Origin of the sequence: Kocuria sp. ICS0012 (assembly GCF_001665945.1) — a bacterium.
GTDB classification, from domain to species: domain Bacteria; phylum Actinomycetota; class Actinomycetes; order Actinomycetales; family Micrococcaceae; genus Kocuria; species Kocuria marina.
Genome location: NZ_LZMM01000036.1, coordinates 107,967 through 131,165 on the forward strand (window position 1 = coordinate 107,967; position 23,199 = coordinate 131,165).

At 71.0% G+C, this 23,199-nt stretch carries 13 protein-coding genes and 1 tRNA gene; 9 read left to right on the forward strand and 5 right to left on the reverse strand.

All coding sequences use genetic code 11. The features are described 5' to 3' along the window. Nucleotides 1-241 precede the first annotated feature (241 nt). On the forward strand, nucleotides 242-3,787 hold the full coding sequence (locus A5728_RS05595) for an ATP-dependent DNA helicase (RefSeq protein WP_064846090.1): 3,546 nt from the start codon (nucleotides 242-244) through the stop codon (nucleotides 3,785-3,787). Beyond that, entirely contained in the window at nucleotides 3,784-7,293 is a 3,510-nt protein-coding gene (locus tag A5728_RS05600) for an ATP-dependent DNA helicase (protein ID WP_064846091.1), read from the forward strand. The genes A5728_RS05595 and A5728_RS05600 overlap by 4 nt, the downstream gene beginning before the upstream one ends. Here the strand turns inward: A5728_RS05600 and A5728_RS05605 are convergent. Next, nucleotides 7,221-8,444 (reverse strand): macrolide 2'-phosphotransferase, encoded by a 1,224-nt coding sequence (locus A5728_RS05605; protein WP_231885528.1) that lies wholly within the window; start codon nucleotides 8,442-8,444, stop codon nucleotides 7,221-7,223. The genes A5728_RS05600 and A5728_RS05605 overlap by 73 nt on opposite strands. Before the next feature lie 85 nt (nucleotides 8,445-8,529). Here A5728_RS05605 and nudC point away from each other — a divergent pair, with 85 nt between their 5' ends. Together nudC and A5728_RS05615 are read left to right on the forward strand one after the other, a co-directional pair. Further along, entirely contained in the window at nucleotides 8,530-9,504 is a 975-nt protein-coding gene (gene nudC, locus A5728_RS05610; protein ID WP_064846092.1) for an NAD(+) diphosphatase, read from the forward strand. Beyond that, complete coding sequence (locus tag A5728_RS05615) at nucleotides 9,501-11,291, forward strand: ATP-dependent helicase (protein WP_064846093.1); 1,791 nt, start codon at nucleotides 9,501-9,503, stop codon at nucleotides 11,289-11,291. The genes nudC and A5728_RS05615 overlap by 4 nt, the downstream gene beginning before the upstream one ends. Nucleotides 11,292-11,399: 108 nt before the next feature. On the opposite strand, the gene A5728_RS05620 is transcribed toward A5728_RS05615, so the two are convergent. Both A5728_RS05620 and A5728_RS05625 read right to left on the reverse strand, forming a co-directional pair. Then, on the reverse strand, nucleotides 11,400-12,221 hold the full coding sequence (locus A5728_RS05620) for an alpha/beta fold hydrolase (RefSeq protein ID WP_197493103.1): 822 nt from the start codon (nucleotides 12,219-12,221) through the stop codon (nucleotides 11,400-11,402). After that, nucleotides 12,218-13,696: an NAD(P)/FAD-dependent oxidoreductase gene (locus A5728_RS05625; protein ID WP_064846094.1), complete on the reverse strand. Its 1,479-nt coding sequence runs from the start codon at nucleotides 13,694-13,696 to the stop codon at nucleotides 12,218-12,220. The genes A5728_RS05620 and A5728_RS05625 overlap by 4 nt, the downstream gene beginning before the upstream one ends. A 276-nt stretch (nucleotides 13,697-13,972) precedes the next feature. On the opposite strand from A5728_RS05625, the gene A5728_RS05630 reads away from it, so the two are divergent. Beyond that, nucleotides 13,973-15,013 carry a LacI family DNA-binding transcriptional regulator gene (locus A5728_RS05630; RefSeq protein WP_231885529.1) on the forward strand — a complete coding sequence of 347 codons (1,041 nt, stop codon included), beginning with the start codon at nucleotides 13,973-13,975 and terminating at the stop codon, nucleotides 15,011-15,013. A gap of 38 nt (nucleotides 15,014-15,051) precedes the next feature. On the opposite strand, the gene A5728_RS05635 is transcribed toward A5728_RS05630, so the two are convergent. Further along, nucleotides 15,052-15,930 carry a hypothetical protein gene (locus tag A5728_RS05635; RefSeq protein ID WP_064846095.1) on the reverse strand — a complete coding sequence of 293 codons (879 nt, stop codon included), beginning with the start codon at nucleotides 15,928-15,930 and terminating at the stop codon, nucleotides 15,052-15,054. Nucleotides 15,931-16,064: 134 nt separating this feature from the next. On the opposite strand from A5728_RS05635, the gene A5728_RS05640 reads away from it, so the two are divergent. Continuing rightward, nucleotides 16,065-16,643 carry a M48 family metallopeptidase gene (locus A5728_RS05640; protein ID WP_231885530.1) on the forward strand — a complete coding sequence of 193 codons (579 nt, stop codon included), beginning with the start codon at nucleotides 16,065-16,067 and terminating at the stop codon, nucleotides 16,641-16,643. Nucleotides 16,644-16,804: 161 nt separating this feature from the next. Here the strand turns inward: A5728_RS05640 and A5728_RS05645 are convergent, their stop codons facing one another. Then, complete coding sequence (locus A5728_RS05645; protein WP_064846097.1) at nucleotides 16,805-18,304, reverse strand: zinc-dependent metalloprotease; 1,500 nt, start codon at nucleotides 18,302-18,304, stop codon at nucleotides 16,805-16,807. A 277-nt stretch (nucleotides 18,305-18,581) separates the two neighbouring features. Between A5728_RS05645 and A5728_RS05650 the strand changes: the two genes are divergently transcribed. From A5728_RS05650 to A5728_RS05660, 3 genes are all read left to right on the forward strand, one after another. Continuing rightward, a complete protein-coding gene (locus A5728_RS05650) occupies nucleotides 18,582-19,664 on the forward strand; it encodes a PDZ domain-containing protein (RefSeq protein ID WP_064846098.1) in 1,083 nt (360 codons plus the stop codon). A 107-nt stretch (nucleotides 19,665-19,771) separates the two neighbouring features. Beyond that, nucleotides 19,772-22,750, forward strand: a complete 2,979-nt coding sequence (locus A5728_RS05655; protein ID WP_064846099.1) for a UPF0182 family protein — start codon at nucleotides 19,772-19,774, stop codon at nucleotides 22,748-22,750. A 191-nt stretch (nucleotides 22,751-22,941) separates the two neighbouring features. Continuing rightward, nucleotides 22,942-23,018: transfer RNA gene (locus tag A5728_RS05660), tRNA-Met, on the forward strand. Nucleotides 23,019-23,199: the final 181 nt, after the last annotated feature.

The window sequence follows — 23,199 nt, forward strand, 5'->3', positions numbered from 1 at the left end:
TGTCGGCAGCGTTGTCCCGCGTGAGTTCAGACCCGGGCTCGGGCGCGGCGTCGAACAGCGTGGGCTGCTCGGGCTGCGGCGCGGCGGGCTCCTCGGGGTCCGCCGCGGGTGGCGGGGACGGCACGTCGAAGAGTGCGGGCTGATCGGTGTCACCTGTGTCGTGCGGGGAAGCCATGCGACCACGGTACCGGTCGGTGCGCGGGCCGTTATGCGTGTCGGATGACCGTGATGTGATCACCACATGCGAACGCAGCGTGAACCGTCCTGGCGCGTCCTGCCGCCCCGCGGCGTCGAATCCGGCGGGGCGGACCCGGAGCTGGACCCCGCGCAACGCACCGTCGTGGAGCTACCGGCCGACCACGGGCCGGTCCTCGTGCTGGGAGCACCCGGGACGGGGCGCAGCACGGTGACCGTGGAGGGTGCGGTGCGACGGATCGTCGAGGGAGCCGATCCGCAGCGCCTGCTGGTGCTCGCGCCATCGCGTGAACTGGCGGCCACGCTGCGGGACGAGATCAGCCGCCGTGCGCGCGCGACCATCAGCACGCCGCTCGTGCGCGCGTGGCAGGCGTACGCGTTCGACGTCCTGCGCCGCGCACAGGCCCAGGACCTGTTGCCCGGGGTCACCACCACACCGGTGTTGTTGTCCGGGCCGGAACAGGACGCGTTCCTCGCGGAGATGATGCGCGGGCACGCTGCCGGGTACGGCAGCCCCGTGGTGTGGCCCGCGGAACTCGATCAGGCGCTCGGCACGCGCGGCTTCCGCGGCGAATTGCGCGAGCTGTTCGACCGCATGAACGAATACCGCATGGCGCCCGACGTCCTGGCGCGCTGGGCGCAACCCCTCGGTCGCCCCGAGTGGCGCAGCGCGGCGGCGTTCCGCGCCGAGTACCAGCAGATCCGCGCCCTGCGCATGCCCAACGCCTTCGACCCGTCCGAGCTCGTGGACCGCGCGGCCCGCGTCTTCGAGGAGAATCCGGATTTCCTCGCCCGGGAACAGGACCGGTTGGACGTCGTGCTCGTGGACGACCTCCAGGACGCCACCCCGTCCGCCCACCGGCTCATCGGGGTGCTCACCCGGGGCCGGGACGCCGTGTTCACCGCCAATCCGGACACCACCGTCCAGGGGTTCCGCGGCGCCCGCCCGGACCTGTTGCGCACGCTCGAGGACCGGGTGGGCACCCCCGCTCGGCCACTGCAGCGCTTACAGCTAGGCACGAGTCACCGCATGCCGCTGCGGGTCAACGAGGCGTGGCAGCGCGTGGCGCGGGCCATCTCGGTCGTGCCGGGGGCCCGGGTCCAGCGGGCTCCCGAGCAACCCCGTGCGACCGAGCACATCGCCTCCCAGGCAACCGATGCCGACACAGCCGACGACCTCCATGCCGCCGACGACGCCCACCCTGCCGACGACGCCGCAGCGCCGGGTTCGGTGCGCGCGACGCTCTTCGATTCGCCCACGGCCCAGGCGCGCTGGTGCGCGGACCACTTCTTGCGTTTGCATGTTTTGCACGGTGTGCCCTACCGGGACATGGCGGTGATCGTGCGCAGCGGTTCCCAATTGTCGGCGCTGACCCGGCAGCTGTCGGCGCTGGGCGTGCCCACGACCACGTCCGCCGCCGAGACCCCCTTGCGGGAGGAACCCGCGGTGATCCCGCTGCTGCATGCCCTGCGCTTGTTGCTCGCGGCGCAGGATGCGGTCGCGGAACCGGACGGAGCACTTGATCAGGAAGCACAGGAGGCCGGCCCGGGCCGGGGTGGGCAACCGGGCGACGATCCCGATTCCGCTTCCGGAACGTCGATGGAAGGCTCGGAGGCCGAGGACGCGGACCGTGAGCGGGCCGCCCACCGATCCATGCTCACGGCCAGTGCCGCGGTGGCCCTGTTGACGTCGCGGATCGGCGGGGCGTCCCCCATGGAGGTGCGCCGGATCCGCCAGAAACTGCGCGGTTACGAGCTGCGTACCGGGGGTGGACGCACGAGCGACGACCTCCTCGTCCAGGCGCTCGCGGACGGTGTGTTGCTCGAGCTCGCGGAGGTGCACTCGGATTCCGCGGCGCGCGTCGCTGACATGCTCCAGGCCGGTCAGGAGGCGCTGGACGAGCCCGGCGCCACCGCTGAATCCGTGTTGTGGGCCCTGTGGGACGCGTCCGGGGTCGCACCGCGCTGGCGGCGTCGTGCCCTGGCCGGGGGAGCGGAGGCCGTGCGGGCGGACCGGGACCTGGACGCCGTCGTCGGACTGTTCGAGGCCGCCGAGCGGTTCGTGGACCAGGTCCCGGGCGCCACGGCACGGGCGTTCATGGACTACATGGACCACCAGGAGTTGCCCATGGACACCCTGGCGGCCCGAGCACCGGCGGAGGACAACGTCTCGGTGATGACCCCCGCGGGGTCGGCGGGTCGGCAGTGGGCGCACGTGGTCGTCGCCGGGGTGCAACAGGGGGTGTGGCCCAACACCGCCCTGCGCGGTCAGTTGCTGGGAACGGACGTGCTCACCGACGCCCTGGACCACGGGCCGGAACAGGCCACACGGTTGAGCGCGGTGGACCGGTTGCGGCAGGTGCGCTTCGACGAACTGCGGCAGTTCGCCACGGCCGTCTCCCGCGCCACGGCCGGCCTCACGGTCACCGCGGTGGCCAGCCAGGACGAGCAACCGTCCGAGTTCGTGGACCTCGTGGCCGGTGGGAGCCGCGACGATCCCGGCATCTCCGTCGAGGAACTGAGCGCACCCGAACCCCTCACGTTGCGCCAGCTCACGGGTGCGCTGCGCCGCACCGTGCAGCAACCGGACGCGGCCGCCCACGAACGAGAGGCCGCCGCGCGTCTGCTGCATGATTTCGCCGCCCTCGCAGAGCCCGTGCCGGGTGCCGCGCCCGAGCAGTGGTGGGGCCGCAACGCTTTGTCCACCGAGGACGCGCTGTTCGCACCGGACGAGGCGGTACGCGTCTCCCCGTCCACGATCGAGACGATCCACCGCAGCCCGCTCGACTGGTTCGTGAGCGAGGCCCATGCCACCGAGGTGACCGATCTGCGGCGCAGCCTGGGAACGCTCGTGCACGACATCGCCGAGCGACTCCCGGACGCCGACAGCGTCGAGTTGATCGCGCACCTGCGCCGCCGCTGGCCCTCCCTGGGCATGCCCCACGGCTGGACGGGGGAGCAGGAGCTCGAACGCGCGGAGAAGATGTTGCGTAAGTTCGCGCAGTACTCGCGGGAGATGCGCTCCGAGCACGGGCGCGAGCTCGTCTCGGTGGAGGGCAGTTTCGAGGTCCTGGTGCGCAGCGAGGCCCGGGACGCCCTGCTGACCGGGCGCGTGGACCGGCTGGAGGTGGACGCCCACGGGCGCCACGTCGTCGTGGATCTCAAGACCGGCAAACACCAGCCGACCAAGAAGGACATCCCCGAGCACCCGCAGCTGGGCGCGTATCAGGTGGCCTTGCAGGCCGGCGCCGGGCGGGCCATGCAGGAGGCCTCCCGCACCGAGGATCTGCATGAAACCCGACGTCCGGAGCGCATCGAGCTGCCCGAGGGCGCCGTGTCCGCCCAACCAGGGGGAGCGCTGCTCGTCCAGCTCGGCAGCCCCGCGGCGTCGCCCGGTGTGCAAGTCCAGGACCCCCTGGACGAGGAACACCGCTGGGCGCGGGACCTCATCACGCAAGCGGCCCTCCTCGTGGCGGGCACGCGATTCGAAGCGCGGCACACCGCGGATCAGGAGGCCGGATTCGGGATCCGGTGCTCCGTCCCGTGGCTGTGTCCGCTGTGCGCCCAGGGAAGGCAGGTCACAGAGAAATGACCCAGCAGGATTCCGCCCCCCAGCCCCGCTCACCGCAGGACGTCCGGTACTCCCCGTACGAGATCGCGGAGGCGCTCGGGGACTTCCCGCCCACCGAGCAACAGGCCGCGGTGATCGCGTCCCCGTTGACCCCACGACTGGTCGTGGCGGGCGCGGGCTCGGGTAAGACGACCACCATGTCCGATCGCGTCGCGTGGCTTGTGGCCAACGGGCTGGCCCGCCCGGACGAGATCCTCGGGGTCACCTTCACGCGCAAGGCCGCGGGCGAACTGTCCCAGCGGATCAACCAGAAGCTGCGGAACCTGCGCCGCGCGGGACTCATCGACGAACCCGAGGACGACAACGCCCCGGCCGCGGCGCAGGAGCCCACGGTCAGCACGTACCACTCCTACGCGAACTCGCTCGTACGCAGTTACGGGCTTCGGCTGGGCGTGGAAGCGGACACCGTCCTGCTCGGTCAGGCCCAGGCCTGGCAACTCGCACACGACCTCGTGCAGAGCTGGGACGGTCCGTTGCCCGCGACCGTGCCCGCCGCATCCACGCTCACCACGGGTCTCATGCAGTTGGCGTCCGAGGCCTCGGAGCACCTCGTGGAACCGCGCCGGATCCACGAGTTCGTGGGCCGGCTGCGTGCGATGTGCCTGGACACCCCTCCGGACGGGCGGAAGAAGTCCCCGGGGCGCAAGGTGCAGGACGCCGTGCGCCGGATGGAGCAGACCGAGGTCCTCGCGCAGCTCGTGGAGCGCTTCCGCGCGGCCAAGCGCGTGGACTCGGCGCTCGACTACGGTGATCTGCTGGCACTCGCGGCACGGATCGTGCGGATGGACCCCCACGCGCGCACGGTCGAGCGGGAACGCTTCTCGGTGGTCCTGCTGGACGAGTTCCAGGACACGTCCCACGCCCAGTTGGCCCTGTTCTCGGGATTGTTCGGGGAGGGGCACTGCGTCATGGCCGTGGGCGATCCCCAGCAGTCCATCTACGGCTTCCGGGGGGCGTCCTCCGGCCAGCTGTTCAGTTTCGTGGAGAACTTCCCGGTCCGGGGGTCCTCGGACGTGGAGCCGTCCCGGTTCGCGGACACGAGTTTCCTCACCACGGCGTGGCGCAACAGCCTCGCGGTCCTCGAGGTGGCGAACGCCGTGGCCGAGCCGCTGCGCACCCCGCCCGCGTGGAGCCGTTCCGCGGCCACGGCCGAGGTCCCGCCGCTGGACCCGGCGCCGGGTGCGGTGCGCGGTCGTGTGCGGGTGAGCCGCTACTTCACGGACACCGAGGAGGCCCAGGCCGTGGCCGCGTCGATCCACGACCAGCGGGCCGCGCATCAGGGCCAGGCCCCGGACGAGATGCCCACCATGGCCGTGCTGTGCCGCAAACGCGCGCAGTTCGAACCCCTGCGCCTGGAACTCGAAGCCCGGGACATCCCCTACGAAGTGGTCGGGCTGGGTGGGCTGTTGCACACCCCGGAGGTCGCCGACGTCGTCGCGATGCTCCACGTCCTCACCGATCCGGGCCGCTCGGATGCCCTCGCCCGATTGCTCGCCGGTGCCAGGTGGCGGCTGGGTGCACGCGACCTCGCGGCACTCGGCGACTGGGCCGCGACCCTCGAGCGCGGCCACGAGCGGGCCGCGCGCGGCGAGGATCCGGAGCCCGCCGACGACGCGGCCACCACCGGCGAGAATGCCGAGGAGCCCGTGGTCATGGCGGACATCGTGGACCGCGCGAGCCTGATCGAGGCGCTCGAGACACTGCCCCCCGAGGGCTGGGTCTCCTCGCGCGGTCGCGGGATCAGTGCCGAGGGCGTGCGCCGGTTGCGCGCATTGCGCCGGGACGTGCGAGACCTGCGCAGTGTGCTCGGGGACGAGCTGACCACCGTGATCCACGAGGTCGAGACCGTGCTGGGCCTCGATATCGAACTCGCCGCGCTGCCCGGGGAGGATCCCGTGCACGCGCGGCGCAACCTGGACGGCTTCCACGACCAGGCGGTCCAGTTCGCGGCCACGACCCGCACGCACGACGTCGCCGCGTTCCTGGACTGGCTCGAGGCCGCGTCCCACGAAGAGAACGGCCTGGAACTTCCGCCCGCGCACACGCGCCGGGACGCCGTACAACTGCTCACGGTCCACGCCTCCAAGGGCCTCGAGTGGGACCACGTCTACGTCCCCGGGCTCAACAAGAACGACTTCCCCTCCAAGAAGTCCTCCGCGTGGACCCTGGAAGCGGCCAAGCTGCCGTGGCCGTTACGGGGCGACGCCGCTCAGTTGCCCCAGTGGGATGCGCGCGTCTCGGACGTGCGCGAACTCGAGAGTTCTTACGAGGAGTTCGCGGAGGACGTCGAACAGTACGACCTCGCCGAGGAACGTCGGTTGGCCTATGTCGCGTTCACGCGCGCCAAGTCCCTGCTCGAACTCTCCGGCAGCGTGTTCCGGGGCACCGCCCAGGAGGTCAAGGAGGCCTCACCGTTTTTGCTCGAAGCGCGGGAGTTGGTCGAGGGATCGAGCCCCGGTTTCGAGGCGGGTCCGTGGGTCGAGCCGGGACCGGATGCCACCAACCCGCAGCGGGACACCCGGGTCAGCGCGCTGTGGCCGTACGACCCCGTGGAGGGACCGGAACTCGTGCGCACCGAACGCTCCGCCGACGGTGAGCACATGGAAACCGTGATCGCTCCGGCACACCGGGGCCGCCGAGAGGTCATGGAACGCGCTGCCCGCGCCGTGGCCGAGCGCGGTTTCCCGGACACCCGCGAGCTCACGGACGAGGAGTTGGCACAGGGGCCCTCCGGTGACGTGGTCACGCGGTGGCGGCGCGAGGCCGAACTGTTGCTGGGTCGCCGCGCGGCGTCCGAGGAGGACCGCAGCGTGCACATGCCCTCCCACGTCTCGGCGTCCGCGCTCGTGGCCATGGACACCGATCCCGAGGGGTTCATCAGCAATCTGCGCCGACCCATGCCACGCAAACCGGGCTCCGCGGCCCGGGCGGGCACGGCGTTCCACACGTGGGTTGAGAATTTCTTCGGGGACTCCGCGATTTTCGACGCGGACGAACTGCCCGGTTCCGACGACTACGTGGACGAGGACCTGGACCTGCCCCGGCTCGCCGAGACCTTCCGGAACAGCCCGTGGGCGTCTCTGGAGCCCTACGCGATCGAACTGCCCGTGGAGACCCCGGTGGGGTCGCTCACGGTGCGCGGTCGGATCGATGCCGTGTTCCGCACCGCGGACGGCTGGGAACTCGTGGACTGGAAAACAGGGCGAATCCCGCACGGTCGGGAGCTCAAGCGCAAGTCCGGGCAGCTCGCGCTGTACCGGTTGGCGTTCGCGCGGTTGCACGAGGTCCCGGTGGAGCTTGTGTCGGCGGCGTTCTACTACGTGGCCGCGGACCTGGTGGTGCGTCCCCACGACCTCGCGGACGAGACGGAACTCGAGGCCGTGGTGAGCTCGCTCTACGAGGTGGGCGTGACGGATCCGGACGCCGCGGAGGAACCGCCGGTGGAGGAGCCGCCCTCGCCGGAGTGATGGTCGGGGGACAAGCCGTAGTCGCTGGGGTGACCGTCCGGGGCGGAGTCGCCGTCGAGGGCGCGGCCGTCGGAGTCAGTGCGGTCCACCGAGTCGACGTCGGAGTCGCCGGCCCGATCCGCACCGGACGCGGCGGCCGACGCGGTCGAGGCGGGCGGCGGACCGGCCACCCCCGGGGACGGCGACGCGCTGGCCCGCACGTCCGCCGCGAGGGTCGTGAGCATCCGCTGGGCGTTGTCCACCATGGACGTGATGCCCCGGTCCACACCGCGCACGAGCCATTCCGCGAGCGCGAACTCGGCCTTGAGGTGCGCGCGGCGCAACAGATGGCGGTCCGGGGGTTGGACGGCCGCCACGGAGTAGGCCTCTATCACGGTGTCCGCGAACGCAGGGTCGGACATGCCCACGAGCCATGAGAAGTCCACGGCGGGATCGCCCACGTGCAGATCGCTCCACCCCGTGAAGGACGCGAGTGAACCGTGGTCCACGGTGATGTTGTCCTCGTGTAGGTCCCCGTGCACCACGCGCGTGGAGAACTGCCACAGCGTGGTGTCCTCGAGGGCCTCCTCCCACCGGCGCAATAGGTCCCCGGGGATCAGCCCCGTGGTCGCGGCCTGATCGAGATCGTGGAGCATGCGCTTGCGGCACTGTTCGGCGCTGTAGGCGGGCAGGTCCGCGTCCATCACGAGCGCACGGGGCAGAGAATGAAGGCACCCGAGCGAACGGCCCAGTTGCACGGCCAGGGGGGCGCGCGGCGTCGCACTCGGGGAGGGCGTGTGCACGGGAGGTTCGGGATGTTCGTTCTGCCGCTGGAACTCCCGCAGGCTAAGCGTGTGACCCGGCAGGTGCGAGTAGACAAAAGTGCGCAACCCGTCCTGCGCCACGGACCCCGCGACCGTGGGCAGGTGGAACGGCAACCGCGAGCGCACGGACGGGGTGAACGCCTGCAACACCAGGTGCTCGGTCTCCAGGCGCATGCTCGCTTCGGTGTTCAGGGGACTGCGGACGCGCCAGCGGCGGCCCTCGGAGTCCTGGACCACGCACGAGCGGAAATCCGCGGCGTCGTCGGGAGAAGGACCGGTGGCCACAGGGGCCACCCCGGGCACGGCCGCCGCCGCGACGGCGGCCAGCAATTCGGGGGTCGTTCTCACCTCACCCACCCTACCGGCCTCGGCCCGGGGCGGGCTGTCCACCGCGGCCCGTGAGGATGTCCGGACCCCGGTCTACAGTGGTCGGATGATCTCATGCCAGGACCGTCCCGGCGCCGTCGCGCCCCTGCTCGACGACGCCCAGCTGCCCTTCGCCGGGCGCCCCTTCGACCGGGACGCGGTCGCCCGGGAGCACTGCGATCTCGTGGCTGAGGCGCTCGCCTCGCCCACCGCGCGGGTGCTCGTGCTGCGGGGCTCCCAGGCCCCCACGCGCGACGGCGCCCTGGTCCTCCCGCTCGTGGCGGAGGTCCCGGGACCCACGGATGATGCCGCCCGCCCGGACGTGTACCTGGGCCGCCTGGCGGACGGCACCCAGGTGATCCTGCGCACCGTCCCCGAGGACACCCAGCTGTCCGGTCTCGACGGTGCCCGGTGGGAGGGGCTGCGCACGCTGGCCACCGTGGTGGACCCCGAGCAGACGTCGTTGCTCGTCACGGCGCAGGCGGTGGCCTTGTGGCACCGCGACCACCCGCGGTGTCCTCGCTGCGGGGCGCTCACGCAGAGCATCCGCTCCGGGTGGGCCCGGCGCTGCCCCGAGGACGACTCGCTGCACTTCCCCCGCACGGATCCAGCGGTCATCGTGGCGGTGGTCGAGGACGGCCCGGACCCGGCCTCGCAGCGCATCCTGCTGGGCCGCTCTGCGGCATGGGCCGGCAACATGTACTCCACGTTCGCAGGCTTCGTCGAGCCGGGGGAGTCCGCCGAGCAAGCGGTCGTGCGCGAGGTGCGCGAGGAGGCCGGGATCACGGTGGACACCGTGCAGTACCAGGGCTCTCAGCCGTGGCCGTTTCCCCGCTCCCTGATGCTGGGCTTCCGCGCCGTGGCCCACACGTCGGTGGCCGAGGCGGACGGCGAGGAGATCCTGGACGTCCGGTGGTTCACGCGCGAGCAGCTGCTCACGAGCACCCGCACCGGTGAGGTCACGCTGCCGGGGAGGGTGTCGATCGCGCACGCGCTGATCGTCAGCTGGCTGGGCGAGGACCTCCCGGGGACCGCCTGGTGAGCGTGGAGCAGAGCGCCGAGGAGCGGATCCTCGGAGGCCTGGACCCGGAGCAGCGCGTGGTCGCGACCACACTGAACGGTCCGGTGTGCGTGCGCGCTGGAGCGGGCACCGGCAAGACGCGGGCCATCACCCACCGCATCGCGTGGGGCATCGCCTCGGGGGTCTATACCCCCCAGAAGACCCTGGCCCTGACCTTCACCGCGCGCGCCGCCAATGAGATGCGCCAGCGGCTGCGGGCCCTCGGGGCTCCCGGTGTGCAGGCCCGGACCTTCCACTCTGCCGCCCTGCGCCAGCTGCAGTACTTCTGGCCGCAGGCCGTGGGTGGGCCCCCGCCGGGGCTCGTGAACCACAAGGCGAGACTGATCACTGAGGCCGCCCAGGCCATGCGCCTGACCACGGACCGGGCGACCGTCCGGGACGTCGCGGCCGAGATCGAGTGGGCCAAGGTCTCCATGCACACCCCGGACACCTATCCGCAGGCGGCGGGCCAGCGGGACATGCCCGCGGGCTACGACGTCCGCACCATGCAGCGGCTCTACCAGTCCTACGAGGACCTCAAGGCGGACCGGCACCTGATCGACTTCGAGGACGTCCTGCTGATCACGGTGGGGATCCTGGAGGAGGACGAGCGGATCGCCGCGGCGGTGCACGCGCAGTACCGCCAGTTCGTGGTGGACGAGTACCAGGACGTCTCGCCCCTGCAGCAGCGGCTGCTGGACGCGTGGCTCGGCTCCCGGGACGATCTCTGCGTGGTGGGGGACGCCTCCCAGACCATCTACTCCTTCACGGGCGCCACGTCCCGGCACCTGCTGGAGTTCCCGTCCCGGTACCCCGGCGCGTCTGTGGTGGAGCTGATCCGCGACTACCGCTCCACCCCTCAGGTGGTCAACACCGCCAACCGGCTGCTGGCCGCGCGCCGTCCGTCCCTCACGTCCACCCCGGACACGTGGGCCACACCGCTGCGACTGGTCTCCCAGCGCCCCGCGGGCCCCGAGCCCGCGTGGAACGAGTACCCGGACGACGAGGCCGAGGCCGCGGGCGTGGCCGTGCGGATCCAGGACCTGATCGACGACGGCGTGGCCCCGCACGAGATCGCCGTCCTGTTTCGCACCAACGGCCAGTCGCAGGCATTCGAAGCCGCACTCGCGGATGCGAACATCGGTTTCCAGCTGCGCGGCTCCGAACGGTTCTTCAACCGGCCCGAGATCCGGCAGGCCATCGTGCAGATCCGTTCCGCCGCACGCACGGCGGGCGCGGACCGCGCGGACGTCCCCCAGCAGGTGCGGGACATGCTCGGTTCGCTCGGCTACACGGAGCGGGCCCCGCGCTCCGACAGCGCCACGCGCGCCAAGTGGGAGTCCCTGCGTGCACTCGTCTCGCTCGCGGACACCATGGCCCGCCGCGCCGTGGCGGACGGCGAGACGCTGTCGCTCGCCGGTTTCGCGCAGGAGATCGAACGCCGTGCGACCACCCAGGAGGCCCCGGTGGTGGACGGGGTCACGCTCGCGTCCCTGCACTCGGCTAAGGGCCTGGAGTGGGATGCCGTGTTCCTCGTGGGGCTCTCCGAGGGACTCATGCCCATCAGCTTCGCCGACACCCCGGATGCCATGGACGAGGAGCGCCGGCTGCTCTACGTGGGGATCACCCGCGCGCGGGAGCACCTCGTGCTCTCGTGGTCGCTGTCCCGGACCCCGGGCGGTCGGCCCAACCGGGCCCGGTCCCGTTTCCTCGACGCCGTGCTGCCCCCCGCGCCGCGCACCCCGGCACGACGCCGCGGCGGCCGCTAAGCGGGTGCGGCCGAGGCCCGGCCGGGACCGGTACCACCACCCGGTGACGCGTTGTGTGGTCGCAGCGCGGCGGGTGAGCGTGGACCGGGACCGGCCCGTGCGGCGTCGTCAGCTGCGCTCCGCGCTCGCCCAGAACTCGGTGGCCAGGCGGGCGAACTCGTCGGGCCGCTCGATCATGGGCCCGTGGCCGGTGTCGGGAAACCGGTGGCTGCGAGCCCCCAGGGCCTTCGCCCCGCGGGCGAGGTGACGGAAGGGCAGCACCGTGTCCTTGTCGCCCCACATGATGAACACGGGAACACCGGTGGCCCGCACGCGGGGGAGCAGCCGGCGCCGCCAGGGCCGCTTCACACCCGCGATCGAGCCGATCGAGCGCAGCATCTGCAGCATGGCCTCGGAGCCGCCGGGGCGCTGCGCGAGCTCGTAGCCGCGTTCCACGCGCTCGGGCGTGGCCAGGGCGGGGTCGTGGTACATGGCCCGCTCGGAGCGCAGCGCACCCTTGCGGCTCGGTGCCAGTGCGCGCTCGCCCACCCCGGGCAGCGCCGCGAGACGCAGGGCCGGGCTCACGCCCCGTCCGAATCCTGCGGAGTCCACGAGCAGCAGGCTGCGCACGAGTTCCGGGTGGTCGGCGGTGAGCTGCATGGCCACGGCCCCGCCCAGGGAGTTGCCGGCCACGTGGGCCGGCGCAATGCCCTGGGCGCGCACGAACTCCGCCACGCGGGAGGCGAGATTCGAGAGGCTCATGCCCTCGGTGGGGACCTCGGAGCCACCGAAGCCGGGGAGGTCCACGCTGATCACACGGTGCCGCGCGGCCAGACGCTCGTGCTGCTCGTCCCAGTCGGCCAGGCTGCGTCCGATCCCGTGGATCAGCAGCACCGGGGTGCCCTCACCGGTCTCGCGCCAGCTCAGCCCGTTCCACATCTGCGTGCTCACGCGCCCACCCCCGAGGCGGTGCGGGCGGGCACCGTGAACTCCAGTTGCTCGTCCTTCTCGGCACCCGGACGGAACAGCACCCGGTCCCGCAGGTAGTTCTGCCGCACGTTCCATGCCCCGTCGCGGCCCTGGCGGGGCAGCAGGTGCGCGCCACGCTGGATGTAGCCGGAGGCCAGGTCGATGAGCGGGCGCAGCCCGGTGCGGGGGCCGGAGTACCGGGGCGTGACGGCCACGGCACCCTCGCGGTCCATGCGGTCCAGCAGCCGCCGGAAGTACTCTGTGATCAGGTCCACGCGCAGGGTCCACGAGGAGTTCGTGTACCCGATGGCGAAGGCCATGTTGGGGACGCCGTCGAGCATCATGCCGCGGTAGCTCACGCGCGCGGCCGGATCCACGGTCTCCCCGTCCACCACGAGATCCATGTTCCCAAGAAACTGCACGTTGAGCCCCGTGGCGGTGACGATCACGTCCGCCTGGAGGTGACGGCCCGAGCGCAGCTGGATGCCGTCCGCGGTGAAGCGTTCGATGGTGTCCGTGACCACCTCGGCGTGGTCCCCGCGCACAGCCTTGAAGAAGTCGCCGTCCGGTGCCGCGCACAGCCGCTGGTCCCACGGGTCGTACTCGGGGGTGAAGTGCTCGTCCACCGGGAAGGTGGGGCCCAGGTGCTTCACAGCCCCGCGGTGCAGCAGGTCCCGCATGGCCTGCGGTCGGCGGCGGCTGAACTCGTAGATGGCCATGGAGCGCACGATGTTGCGCCAGCGGTTGGCCTCCCCGGCCACGCGCGGCGGCAGCCACTTGCGCAGCTTGATGCCAGTCTCGTCCCTGCCGGGCACGGAGGCCACGTAGGACGGGGAGCGCTGCAGCATGCTCACGTGAGCGCCGCGGTCCGTGAGCGCGGGCACGAGGGTCACGGCGGTGGCGCCGCTGCCGATCACGACCACGCGACGGCCCGCCACGTCCAGGTCCTCCGGCCAGTGCTGCGGGTGGACCACGGTCCCCTCGAACTCGGACAGCGTGGGCCAGTCGGGGGTGAAGCCCTCGTCGTAGCGGTAGTAGCCCGTGGCCATGAACAGCCACCGGCCGGTGAGCTGCTCGGCCCCGCCCGTGTGGACGTCGCGGTGCGTGACGGTCCACGTGTGGGTTTCGGAGGACCACCGTGCCTGCTCGGCCCGCCGCCCGAACCGGATGTCCTTCGTGACGTCGGCCTCCTCGGCCGCCGAGTGGACGTAGTCGAGGATGGTGTCCCCAGTGGCCAGGCTGCGCTCTCCTGTCCAGGGGTGGCTGCGGTAGCCGAAGGTGGCCATGTCCGAGTCCGAGCGGATACCCGGGTACCGGAAGAGGTCCCACGTGCCGCCCATGTTCTCGCGCGCCTCGAGGATGCGGACGGTGCGGCCGGTGCCGGCGAGCTCCCGAGCGGCGCCGATGCCGGAGATCCCGGCACCGATGATGATCACGTCGACGTCCTGAGTGTCCATGTGGTTCTCCAACTTCCTTGCGGTCGCGCGCCCCGGTCGGATCCGGGTGGTGCAGCCGGTGCCCGACGGCGTTCCCGACGGGTACCGGCTCCGAAACCTCGCGGCAACGTGGCCGCTTCCAGTTCCCTGCAGGCAGGCCGTGCGCCGGGAGGGGCCCGGGTCGGCAGCGGTCCGTGCCGGTGCACACTAACGCGTGTTAGCTTGATGGTTGTCGAGTGTAACAGCTCACATTCGTGAGGCATCAGGGCCCGGCGGCGGTGGGCCACTCGCTACCATGTGGCCACCGACCTCCAGGGAGAACTCACGAGCATGCACCGGCACCGCACCCCCGCACGGCGGGCCACGAGCGCCGATGTGGCACGGCTGGCCGGGGTCTCCCGCACCACCGTGAGCTTCGTGCTCAACGACACCCCCTCACAGTCCATCTCCGCGGGCACCCGACGCCGCGTGCTCGACGCCGCCCGGGAGCTCTCCTACGCGCCCTCGGCGGAGGCGCGGGCGCTCGGCCGGGGCCGCTCCACCTCCGTGCTGCTATACCTCCCGCCAGCGGGGTCCCTCACCGAGGACATCGGGATGATCGTGGAGCGGCTCTCGGTGCTGTTCTCCGAGGTGGGGCTGTCCATGGTGATCCATGCGTGGACCCGCCGCCCCGCCGCCCAGGTCTGGTCCTCCCTGACGCCGGCCGCCGTGCTCGCGTGGGACCTCGCGGAGGACGACGCCGAGCGCATGCGTCGAAGTGGCGTGCGCGGCGTCGTCTCCTGGACCGGTTCGGACGACATGGGGCGGTGGATCACGGGTCTCCGTGAGCGGGACATCGCCAGGGTGCAGGTGCAGCGGCTCGTGGCCGCGGGCCATACGCACCTGGGCTATGCGATCACGGGCGGGGAGCACATGCACGGCGTCTCCCAGTGGCGCTTCGAGGTGCTGCAGCGCGAGTGCGCGGCCCGTGGCCTGCCTCGCCCGAGCGCTCTTCCCCTTCCTGCGGATCCCCGCGGGGCGGCCGATGTGCTGCTGCAGTGGCGCGAACGGCACCCGGGGGCGTCCGGGGTGTGCGCCCACGACACCACCGCCGCGCTCGCCGTGCTCTGCGGGATGCGGCGGCTCGGCTGGAAAGCGCCCGCGGACCTCGCGATCGTGGGGGTCAACGACTCCCCGGCGGCGGCGCTGGCCGACCCTCCGCTGACCATGGTGGCGCTGGACCCGGAGGTCACGGCCCGGCACATCGTGGCCGTGATCAACGCCCTGGTGCGGGACGAGCCCGCACCCTCGCCCCCGGACACGGCGGGGGCCTTCACGGTGGACCGCGACTCCGTCTGAGCGGGCACGGGTGGTACGGCGCACTCCGCACACACGGTTCACAGCCCGGTGAACGCGAGGGAGCACAGGCACCTCGGATCCGGGGCCAACGGCAGAACCGTCAGCCCCCGGCGCAGCACGAGGCACGCTTCCGGACCGTCAGGTGACTGCGTTCCGGCGGTGGGCCGGGCCGGCGGTGGGCCGGACGGTGCCGTTTCGGTGCCGGCAGGTGGCACGTGCGGGGGAGCGTGGTGTGGCGGGTCGGACGGTGCCGCCCGCGGAGCGGCGTCGTCCCGCAGCGCGTGGGACAGCAGGCGACCCGCGATCTCCCCGGTGGCCACCGTGCGCGTCAGCACGGCCACCGTCCCGTCCTGACGCGGAAGCAGAGGCTCGCCGGGCGTGGTTGGGGACCCACGGAACGCGCGTCGCGCTTCACGGACCGCACTCGCCACACAGGCCCGGCACGGGCGGTGCGCCCAGTCGGTGAGGGGCCAGACAACCACGGACCCGCCGTCGCGGACCACGCTCAGGGTGGGCAGCGCCGGGTCCAGGTCCGGGGAGGAAGCCGTGGCGAGGTCCGCCACGAGATCACCGGGCACGGACCACGTGTGGAGCACCACGGCGGTGGGCACCGCCGCCGACGGGAAGAGCTCGGGTGCGCTGAGCGGGGCGCAGCGCGGGGATCTGCGCCGCAGCAGGGTCCTCAGCACCAGTTCACGCGGCTGGCCCTGGAACTCCGCGGGATACGGGCCGTGGCGGACGTCCGCGGTCCCGACGGGTGCAGGATCCCGGACGTTGAGCAGGCAGACCCCGGCCTCCGCGAGCGCGAGGCACACGGCGGCGGTGAGGGGGTCGAGCCCGAGCGCGAGAACGCGCAGCTCGTCGAGCGCCGGGGGAGCGCAGGGTTCCTCGGGGGCGGTTGGGCAACGGTGGGTCATGGCACCAGGGTTGCCGAAGCGGGGTGCTCCCGCGGCCGGAGCGGGGCAATCCACAGGACGGGTGCCGCGGGCACCGTGCTCCCCTTCTGCGTCCCGGTTCGTGCCCCGCCCGGGCGGGGTGGTGAACTGGGGGCATGCCCCAACCACGAGCCAGAATCGTCGAACCACCGGAGGAGATGCCGGAGATCGTCGTCAAACGCAGTGCCCGCCGCACCAAGACCGTCAACGCCCACTTCAGCGGGGACGCCGTGGTGCTCTCGGTGCCGCAACGGGCCACCCGTGCCCAGATCGCGCATTGGAGTGCAACTCTCGTTCCCAGGGTCGTGGCCAAGCGGCGCGCGGCGGAGGCGGCCTCGCGCACGCGGCACTCCGACACGGCGCTGGAGGAGATGGCGCAGCGGCTGTCCCGGACCTACCTGGAGGGTCGTGCCCGGCCCACGAGCATCACGTGGTCCGCCCGCCAGCACACACGGTGGGGCTCGGCGACCCCCGCCACGGGTGCCATTCGGATCTCACGGCGACTCGCGGACGCGCCCGAGTGGGTTCTGGAGACCGTGGTGCTGCACGAGCTCGTGCACCTGCTCGAGGCTCACCACAACGAGCGGTTCTGGGAGATGGCACGGCGCCACCCCAGGGCGCACGACGCCGCCCAGTTCCTGGACGGCGTCGCGTGGGCGGAGCGGAACCCCGCGCAGGTCACGGGCCGGGAGTGAGGCACCCGAGGGGCCAGCCCGGCGAGCCGGGTCGGCGAGGGGCCGGTACGAGGTCCGCACGAGTCTCGGTGCGAGTGGCCCCGGGCCGTTCGCACGGGCCCGGCCGCGAACCCTGAAGTCCGTACGACGGGCCTACTACACGGAGGCCCAGCCGCTCACGATCAGTCCTCGTCCCGCGTGGTGTCGGGATCGTCCTGGTCGTCGTCGCCGGCAGTGCCCGTGCTCTCACCCGGCTCGCGTTCAGGCGACGTCTCCCCGGACGCACCCTGCTTCGCGTCCGCGGAGGCCTGGCCGGTGGAACTCGCGCCCCCCGGGGCCTGCCGACCGTCCTCGTACCCGCCGGCCAGCAGCTTCTCCAGGGCGGCGTCCATCTCCTCGTCGCTGGCCGTGAGCAGCCCGCGGCGCTCCTCGAAGCCCTGGGGATCGTCGAGGTCCTCGTTGGTGGGCAGCAGCTCGGGGGACTCCCAGAGGCTGTCGCGCTCGGTGATCCCGCGCTGTTCCTCCACGTAGCCCCAGAAGGTCGCTGCCTCACGCAATCGGCGGGGGCGCAGTTCGAGACCCACGAGGGAACCGAAGGTGCGCTCGGCGGGCCCGCCCTCGGCGCGGCGTCGGGCCATCATCTCGGTGAGGGCGGCGGCGGAGGGGATGTTGGCAGTGGAGGCCACGGTGACGCGGTTGACCCAACCCTCCACGAGCGCGAGGACCGTCTCGAGCTTGGCGAGTGTGGCCTCCTGGCGCGGGGTCATCTCGGGGCTGAACACGCCGGAGGCCAGCGCGTCCTGGATGCCCGAGGGGTCGGAGGGGTCGAGTTCCTGGGCGATGGACTCGATCCGGTCCATGTCGATGTGGATCTCGGACGCGAACGCCGTGATCAGGTCCAGCACGTACTGGCGCAACCACGGCACACCGTGGAACAAACGCGTGTGGGCGGCCTCGCGGATGGCCAGGTACAGCATCACGTCCGAGGCCGGCAGGTCCAGCCCCTCGCTGAACTCGGCCACGTTGGACGGCACGAGCGCGCAGCGGTCCTTGGCCAGGGGGATGCCCACGTCCGTGGAGGACAGCACCTCGCACGAGAGCGCACCCACGGCCTGTCCCAGCTGCATCCCGAACATCATGGAGCCCGCGCCGGAGAGCATCCCGGACAGGTCCGCCCCGCCCATGGCCTGGGAGAGCTCGGGGGGCAACTGCTGGGTGAGGGCGTCGGACATGGCCTTGGACACGGAGGTGGCTACCGGGGTGGTCATCTCCTTCCAGGTCTCCCACGTGGCCTCGATCCACTCGGCGCGCGCCCACGCGGACGGCAGCACGGGGGCTTCGCCGAACGCGGTGTTGTCCGTGAGCCACAGGTCCGCGAGCTTCATGGCGTCGTTCACGGCGCCCTTCTGCTTCGCCGAGACGGACGCGTCGCCCTTCTGCGCGGCCACCTGACGGGCGTGCTGGTTGGCGAGCTCCCAGTTGATGGGCTCCCCCGAGGAGGTCGAACTCATCATGGACTGGATCTGCTGGAACATCATGGACATGGCCTGCGGGTCCATGGGCATACCGGCCGGCATGTCACCGGGCTTCATGTTCCCGGAGCCCAGCAGACGCTCGAACATCTCCTGGAACGGGTCCTTGGGGTTCTCGCCGTTCTCGTCGTACGGAGGGTTCGAAGGCATGGGACCGCCAATCGTCGTGGAGGATCTAGGACTGCTCAAACCCTAGCCGTCCGCCCCGGGCCCGAACCACCGCGTGCGCGCCCAGTTCGCTGATGGCTCAGGTACCCTCCGGGCGCCCGTTCACCGGGAGCGGGCGACGCCGCCGTCCCCGGCCGTGCGGCGTCTTCGAACCTTCCACGAGGGCGTGCGACGTACGCCCCAGACGGTGTGCGCGGGACCTTCCCAGGGTGGGCCGAGTACGCTGGGACGGTCCTGGAGGCCGTGGAGAGGAAGCGACGTGACGGGTGAGCAGAAGGGGGCGCGGCGCGGATTCCTCCGCCGCCGGTCGTTGCCGTCGGTCGCGCTCGCGGGGACCACGGTGCTGCTGCTCGCGGGCGTGGTGCTGCCCGCGCCGTACGTCGTGGAATCCGCCGGACCCACGTTCAACACCGTGGGCAGTCACGACGACAAGCAGCTCGTCAAGATCACGGGCGCCCCGACCTACCCGAGCGACGGCCGGTTGGACCTGACCACCGTGTACGTCACGGGCGGACCCTCCGGGCGGCTCAACTCCATCAACGCGCTGCTGGGCTGGTTGGATCCCTCCGATGCCGTGATCCCGGAGGACACCCTTTACCCGCCGGACACCACGGGCCAGCAGGTGGACGAGTCCAACGCCGCGGCCATGGTCACCTCCCAGGAGGACTCCGTGGCGGCCGCGCTGAACCACCTGGGCAAGCCGTTCACAACCACCTTGACCGTGCACGCCGTGATCCCCGGCGGCGCCGCGGACGGTGTCCTGCGGGCCGGGGACCGGATCCTCTCCGTGAACGGCACGCAGGTCACCTCGCTCGAGCTGTTGCGCGAGCAACTCGACGCCGCGGGGGAGCGGGGAGCGGACGTCGTCGTGCGCCGGGACGGCAGGACGGTCACCGAACACGTGAAGCTGACCCGGGACGAGGACTTGCAGCGGTGGCAGCTCGGCGTGTACCTCGTACCGAAATACGAGTTCCCCGTGGACGTGGACTTCCAACTGGACCAGGTGGGTGGGCCCAGCGCCGGGATGATGTTCGCGCTGGGGATCGTCGAGGAACTGACCCCCGGATCGATGGCGGGCGACGAACACATCGCGGGTACCGGAACGATCTCGGCGGACGGGAAGGTCGGTCCCATCGGCGGGATCCGACAGAAATTGCAGGGCGCAGCGGAGTCCGGTGCCACGTACTTCCTGGCCCCCTCGGACAATTGCGGTGAGGTGGCCGGGCACGTCCCGGATGGTCTCACGGTGATCGAGGTGAAGACACTGGGAGATGCTGTGGAAGGGGTCGAAAAAGCGGCGTCCGGATCGGTCGTGGAGCTGCCTTCCTGCGGCACCCGGTGACATCCCGAGGTGGTGAAATTGCATGCCGCGACGGGGGCCAGCACAATAGGGTGGACACTGATCATTGACAGATCATCATCCGTGCCCAGGGAATTCAGAGGTATTCAGTGACCGCCGGATCCACATCCCCACGTCCATCCAGCGGGTCCGCAGCGGGCCGCAAGAAACACGGGGCCCTGTTGCCCACAGTGATCGCGGTGGTGGTCCTCATCGCCCTGTTCGTGGGGTTCACCCAGGTCTACACGAACATCCTCTGGTTCGAGCAGCTCGGCTACCTGCGGGTGTTCGTCACCCGTAACCTCGCGATGATCGGTCTGTTCATCATCTCCGCCGTGATCGTGGCCACGCTCATGTTCCTGAGCCTGTGGCTCGCGTACCGCAACCGCCCCCGGGACACCGGCCAGGTCAGCGACAACATGCAGAAGTACCAGCAGGCGCTGGACCCCGTGCGCAAGATCGTCATGGTGGCCGTCCCGGTGATCTTCGGGCTGTTCGCCGCCTCCACGATCGCGTCCCAGTGGCAGACCGTGCTGCTGTTCCTCAACCAGGAACCCTTCGGACAGACCGACCCCCAGTTCGACCTGGACCTGGGCTTCTACGTGTTCACCCTCCCGTTCCTGCGGCTGCTGATCGGCTTCCTGGTCACCGCCCTGCTGCTCGCCGGTGTGGCCGGGTTGCTCATGCACTACGTCTACGGCGGGATCCGCATCCATGAACGCGGGATCGCCACGACCCGTTCCTCCCGCGTGCACCTGGGCTCCATCGTGGCCGCGTTCCTCGCGCTGCAGGCCGTGAACTTCTGGCTGGACCGCTACGCGACCCTGACCTCCAACTCGGGCAAGTGGACCGGTGCGCTGTACACCGACGTCAACGCCGTGATCCCCACCAAGGGCATCCTGGCGATCGCCGCCGTCCTGGTGGCCATCCTGTTCGTAGTGGCCGGGTTCATCGGCCGTTGGAAGCTGCCCCTGATCGGTGCCGCGATGCTCGTGGTCGTGGCCGTGGTGGCCGGTGGGCTCTACCCGTGGGCCATCCAGCGCTTCCAGGTGACCCCCACGGAGCAGGCGCTCGAGAACGAGTACATCCAGCGCAACATCACCATGACCCGACAGGCCTACGGTCTGGACAACACCGAGGTCACCCCGTACGACGCCACGACCCAGACCGAACAGGGTGCGCTGCGCCAGGACACGGAGACCACCTCCAACATCCGTCTGCTGGACCCCAACGTGGTCTCCTCCGCGTTCGCCCAGCTGCAGCAGTTCCGGCCGTACTACCAGTTCTCCGACATGCTCAACGTGGACCGCTACACGATCGACGGGCAGACCCAGGACACGGTCATTGCGACCCGTGAACTGAACCCGGACCAGATCCAGGGCTGGTACAACCAGTCGGTGGTCTACACCCACGGCTACGGCGTGGTGGCCGCGTACGGCTCCCGCGTGCAGTCGGACGGCAAGCCCCAATTCATGCAGGCCGGGATCCCGTCCCGCGGTGAGATCTCCAACGACTACGAGCCGCGGATCTACTTCGGGGAGAACTCGCCCGAGTACTCGATCGTGGGTGGCTCCCCGGAGGACCCGCCGCTTGAGCTGGACCGCCCCCAGACCAACGACGGGGACGCCCAGGACGCCAAGACCACGTTCGCCGGCAACGGCGGCCCCACCGTGGGCAACTGGTTCAACAAGCTGTCCTACTCCATCAAGTTCCAGTCCACGGACATGCTGCTCTCGGACGCGGTGCGCCAGGAGTCCCAGATCCTCTACGACCGCAACCCGCGTGAGCGGGTGGAGAAGGTGGCCCCCTACCTCACGGTGGACGGCAACCCGTACCCGGCGATCGTGGACAACAAGGTCGTGTGGATCGTGGACGCCTACACCACGGCGGCGTCCTACCCGTACTCCACGCCGTCCGTGCTCCAGGACGCCACCCAGGACACCCAGACCGCGCAGGGCACCGCCGCTGCGTTGCCGCCCGAGCGTGTGAACTACATCCGTAACTCGGTCAAGGCCACGGTCAACGCCTACGACGGTTCCGTGGATCTCTACGCGTGGGACGACCAGGACCCCGTCCTGAAGTCGTGGCAGAAGGTCTTCCCGAACACGCTCAAGCCGTACTCGGAGATGTCCGCGGACCTCATGGCCCACGTGCGCTACCCCGAAGACATGTTCAAGGTCCAGCGTGAGCTGCTCAACCGCTACCACGTCACGGACGCGAACAGCTTCTACGCGAGCGACGACGTGTGGTCCGTGCCCAACGACCCCACCCAGCAGAATCAGGACGTCCCGCAGCCGCCGTACTACCTCTCCATGCGCATGCCGGGTGAGGACAAGGCGAACTTCTCGCTCACCTCGTCCTTCATCCCGCAGCAGAACGAGTCCGGCAACACCCGTAACGTGATGTACGGGTACCTCTCCGCCAACGCGGACGCCGGGACGGGTGAGGACGGCGTCAAGAGCGAGGACTACGGCAAACTGAGGCTGCTCGAACTGCCGCGCTCCTCGGTGGTGCCCGGTCCGGGCCAGGCACAGAACTTGTTCAACTCGGACACGGATGTGTCCCAGGAGCTGAACCTGCTGCGTCAGGGTGCGTCCGAAGTCATCAACGGCAACCTGCTGACACTGCCCGCGGGCGGGGGCATGCTCTACGTCCAGCCCGTGTACGTGCAGTCCTCCGGCGATGCCGCCTACCCCACCCTGCGCCGCGTCCTCGTGGGCTTCGGTGAGAAGGTCGGATTCGCCCCCACGCTCGACGGCGCTCTGGACGAGGTCTTCGGCGGTAACTCCGGTGCCACCACGGACACCGGGGCCGGCGTGAACGACCAGGCCGCGGAGGCCGCCCAGGGCGGCGACGGGCGCACCGGCGCGGTGGACGACGGCGCGTCGGCCAGCCCCTCGCCGCAGCCCTCCGGGACCCCGTCGCCGCGCTCCACGTCCCTGCAGCAGGCTCTGGACAACGCCAACCAGGCCATGCAGGAAGCGGATCGGGCACGCCGGGACGGTGACTGGACGCAGTACGGCGAAGCCCAGGACCGGCTGAAGCAGGCCATCGACGAGGCCATGCGTCAGGACGGTGCCACCCCGTAATCCAGGGGAGACGCCCGAAGGGCGGTGATCGGGTTCTCCCGGTCACCGCCCTTCGCCATCACCGTCCCCCCCTTGTCGCCGCCCCTGTCCTCACCGCCCCTCGCCATCGGGGCGCTGTCCCGTGCGGATCCGCGCCGGGGGACACCCGATTTGCACGATCCGTTCACCCTCCGTATAGTTGAGGACGTCGCCGCGGGGTGGAGCAGTTCGGTAGCTCGCTGGGCTCATAACCCAGAGGTCGCAAGTTCAAATCTTGCCCCCGCAACCACGAAGAAGCCCGGTTTCCCAGGAAACCGGGCTTCTGGCATGTCCGGACACGTGTCCGGGGCTACGTCGCGACAAGTAGTGGGGGCAAACCCCCCGCGGCGGCCGCGGGTTGTGGACCGCGGCGGACCCCCCGCGGGGGTGGTGGGCCGCCGGGGGGGGCGCCGCAACAGTCGGCCACCCCC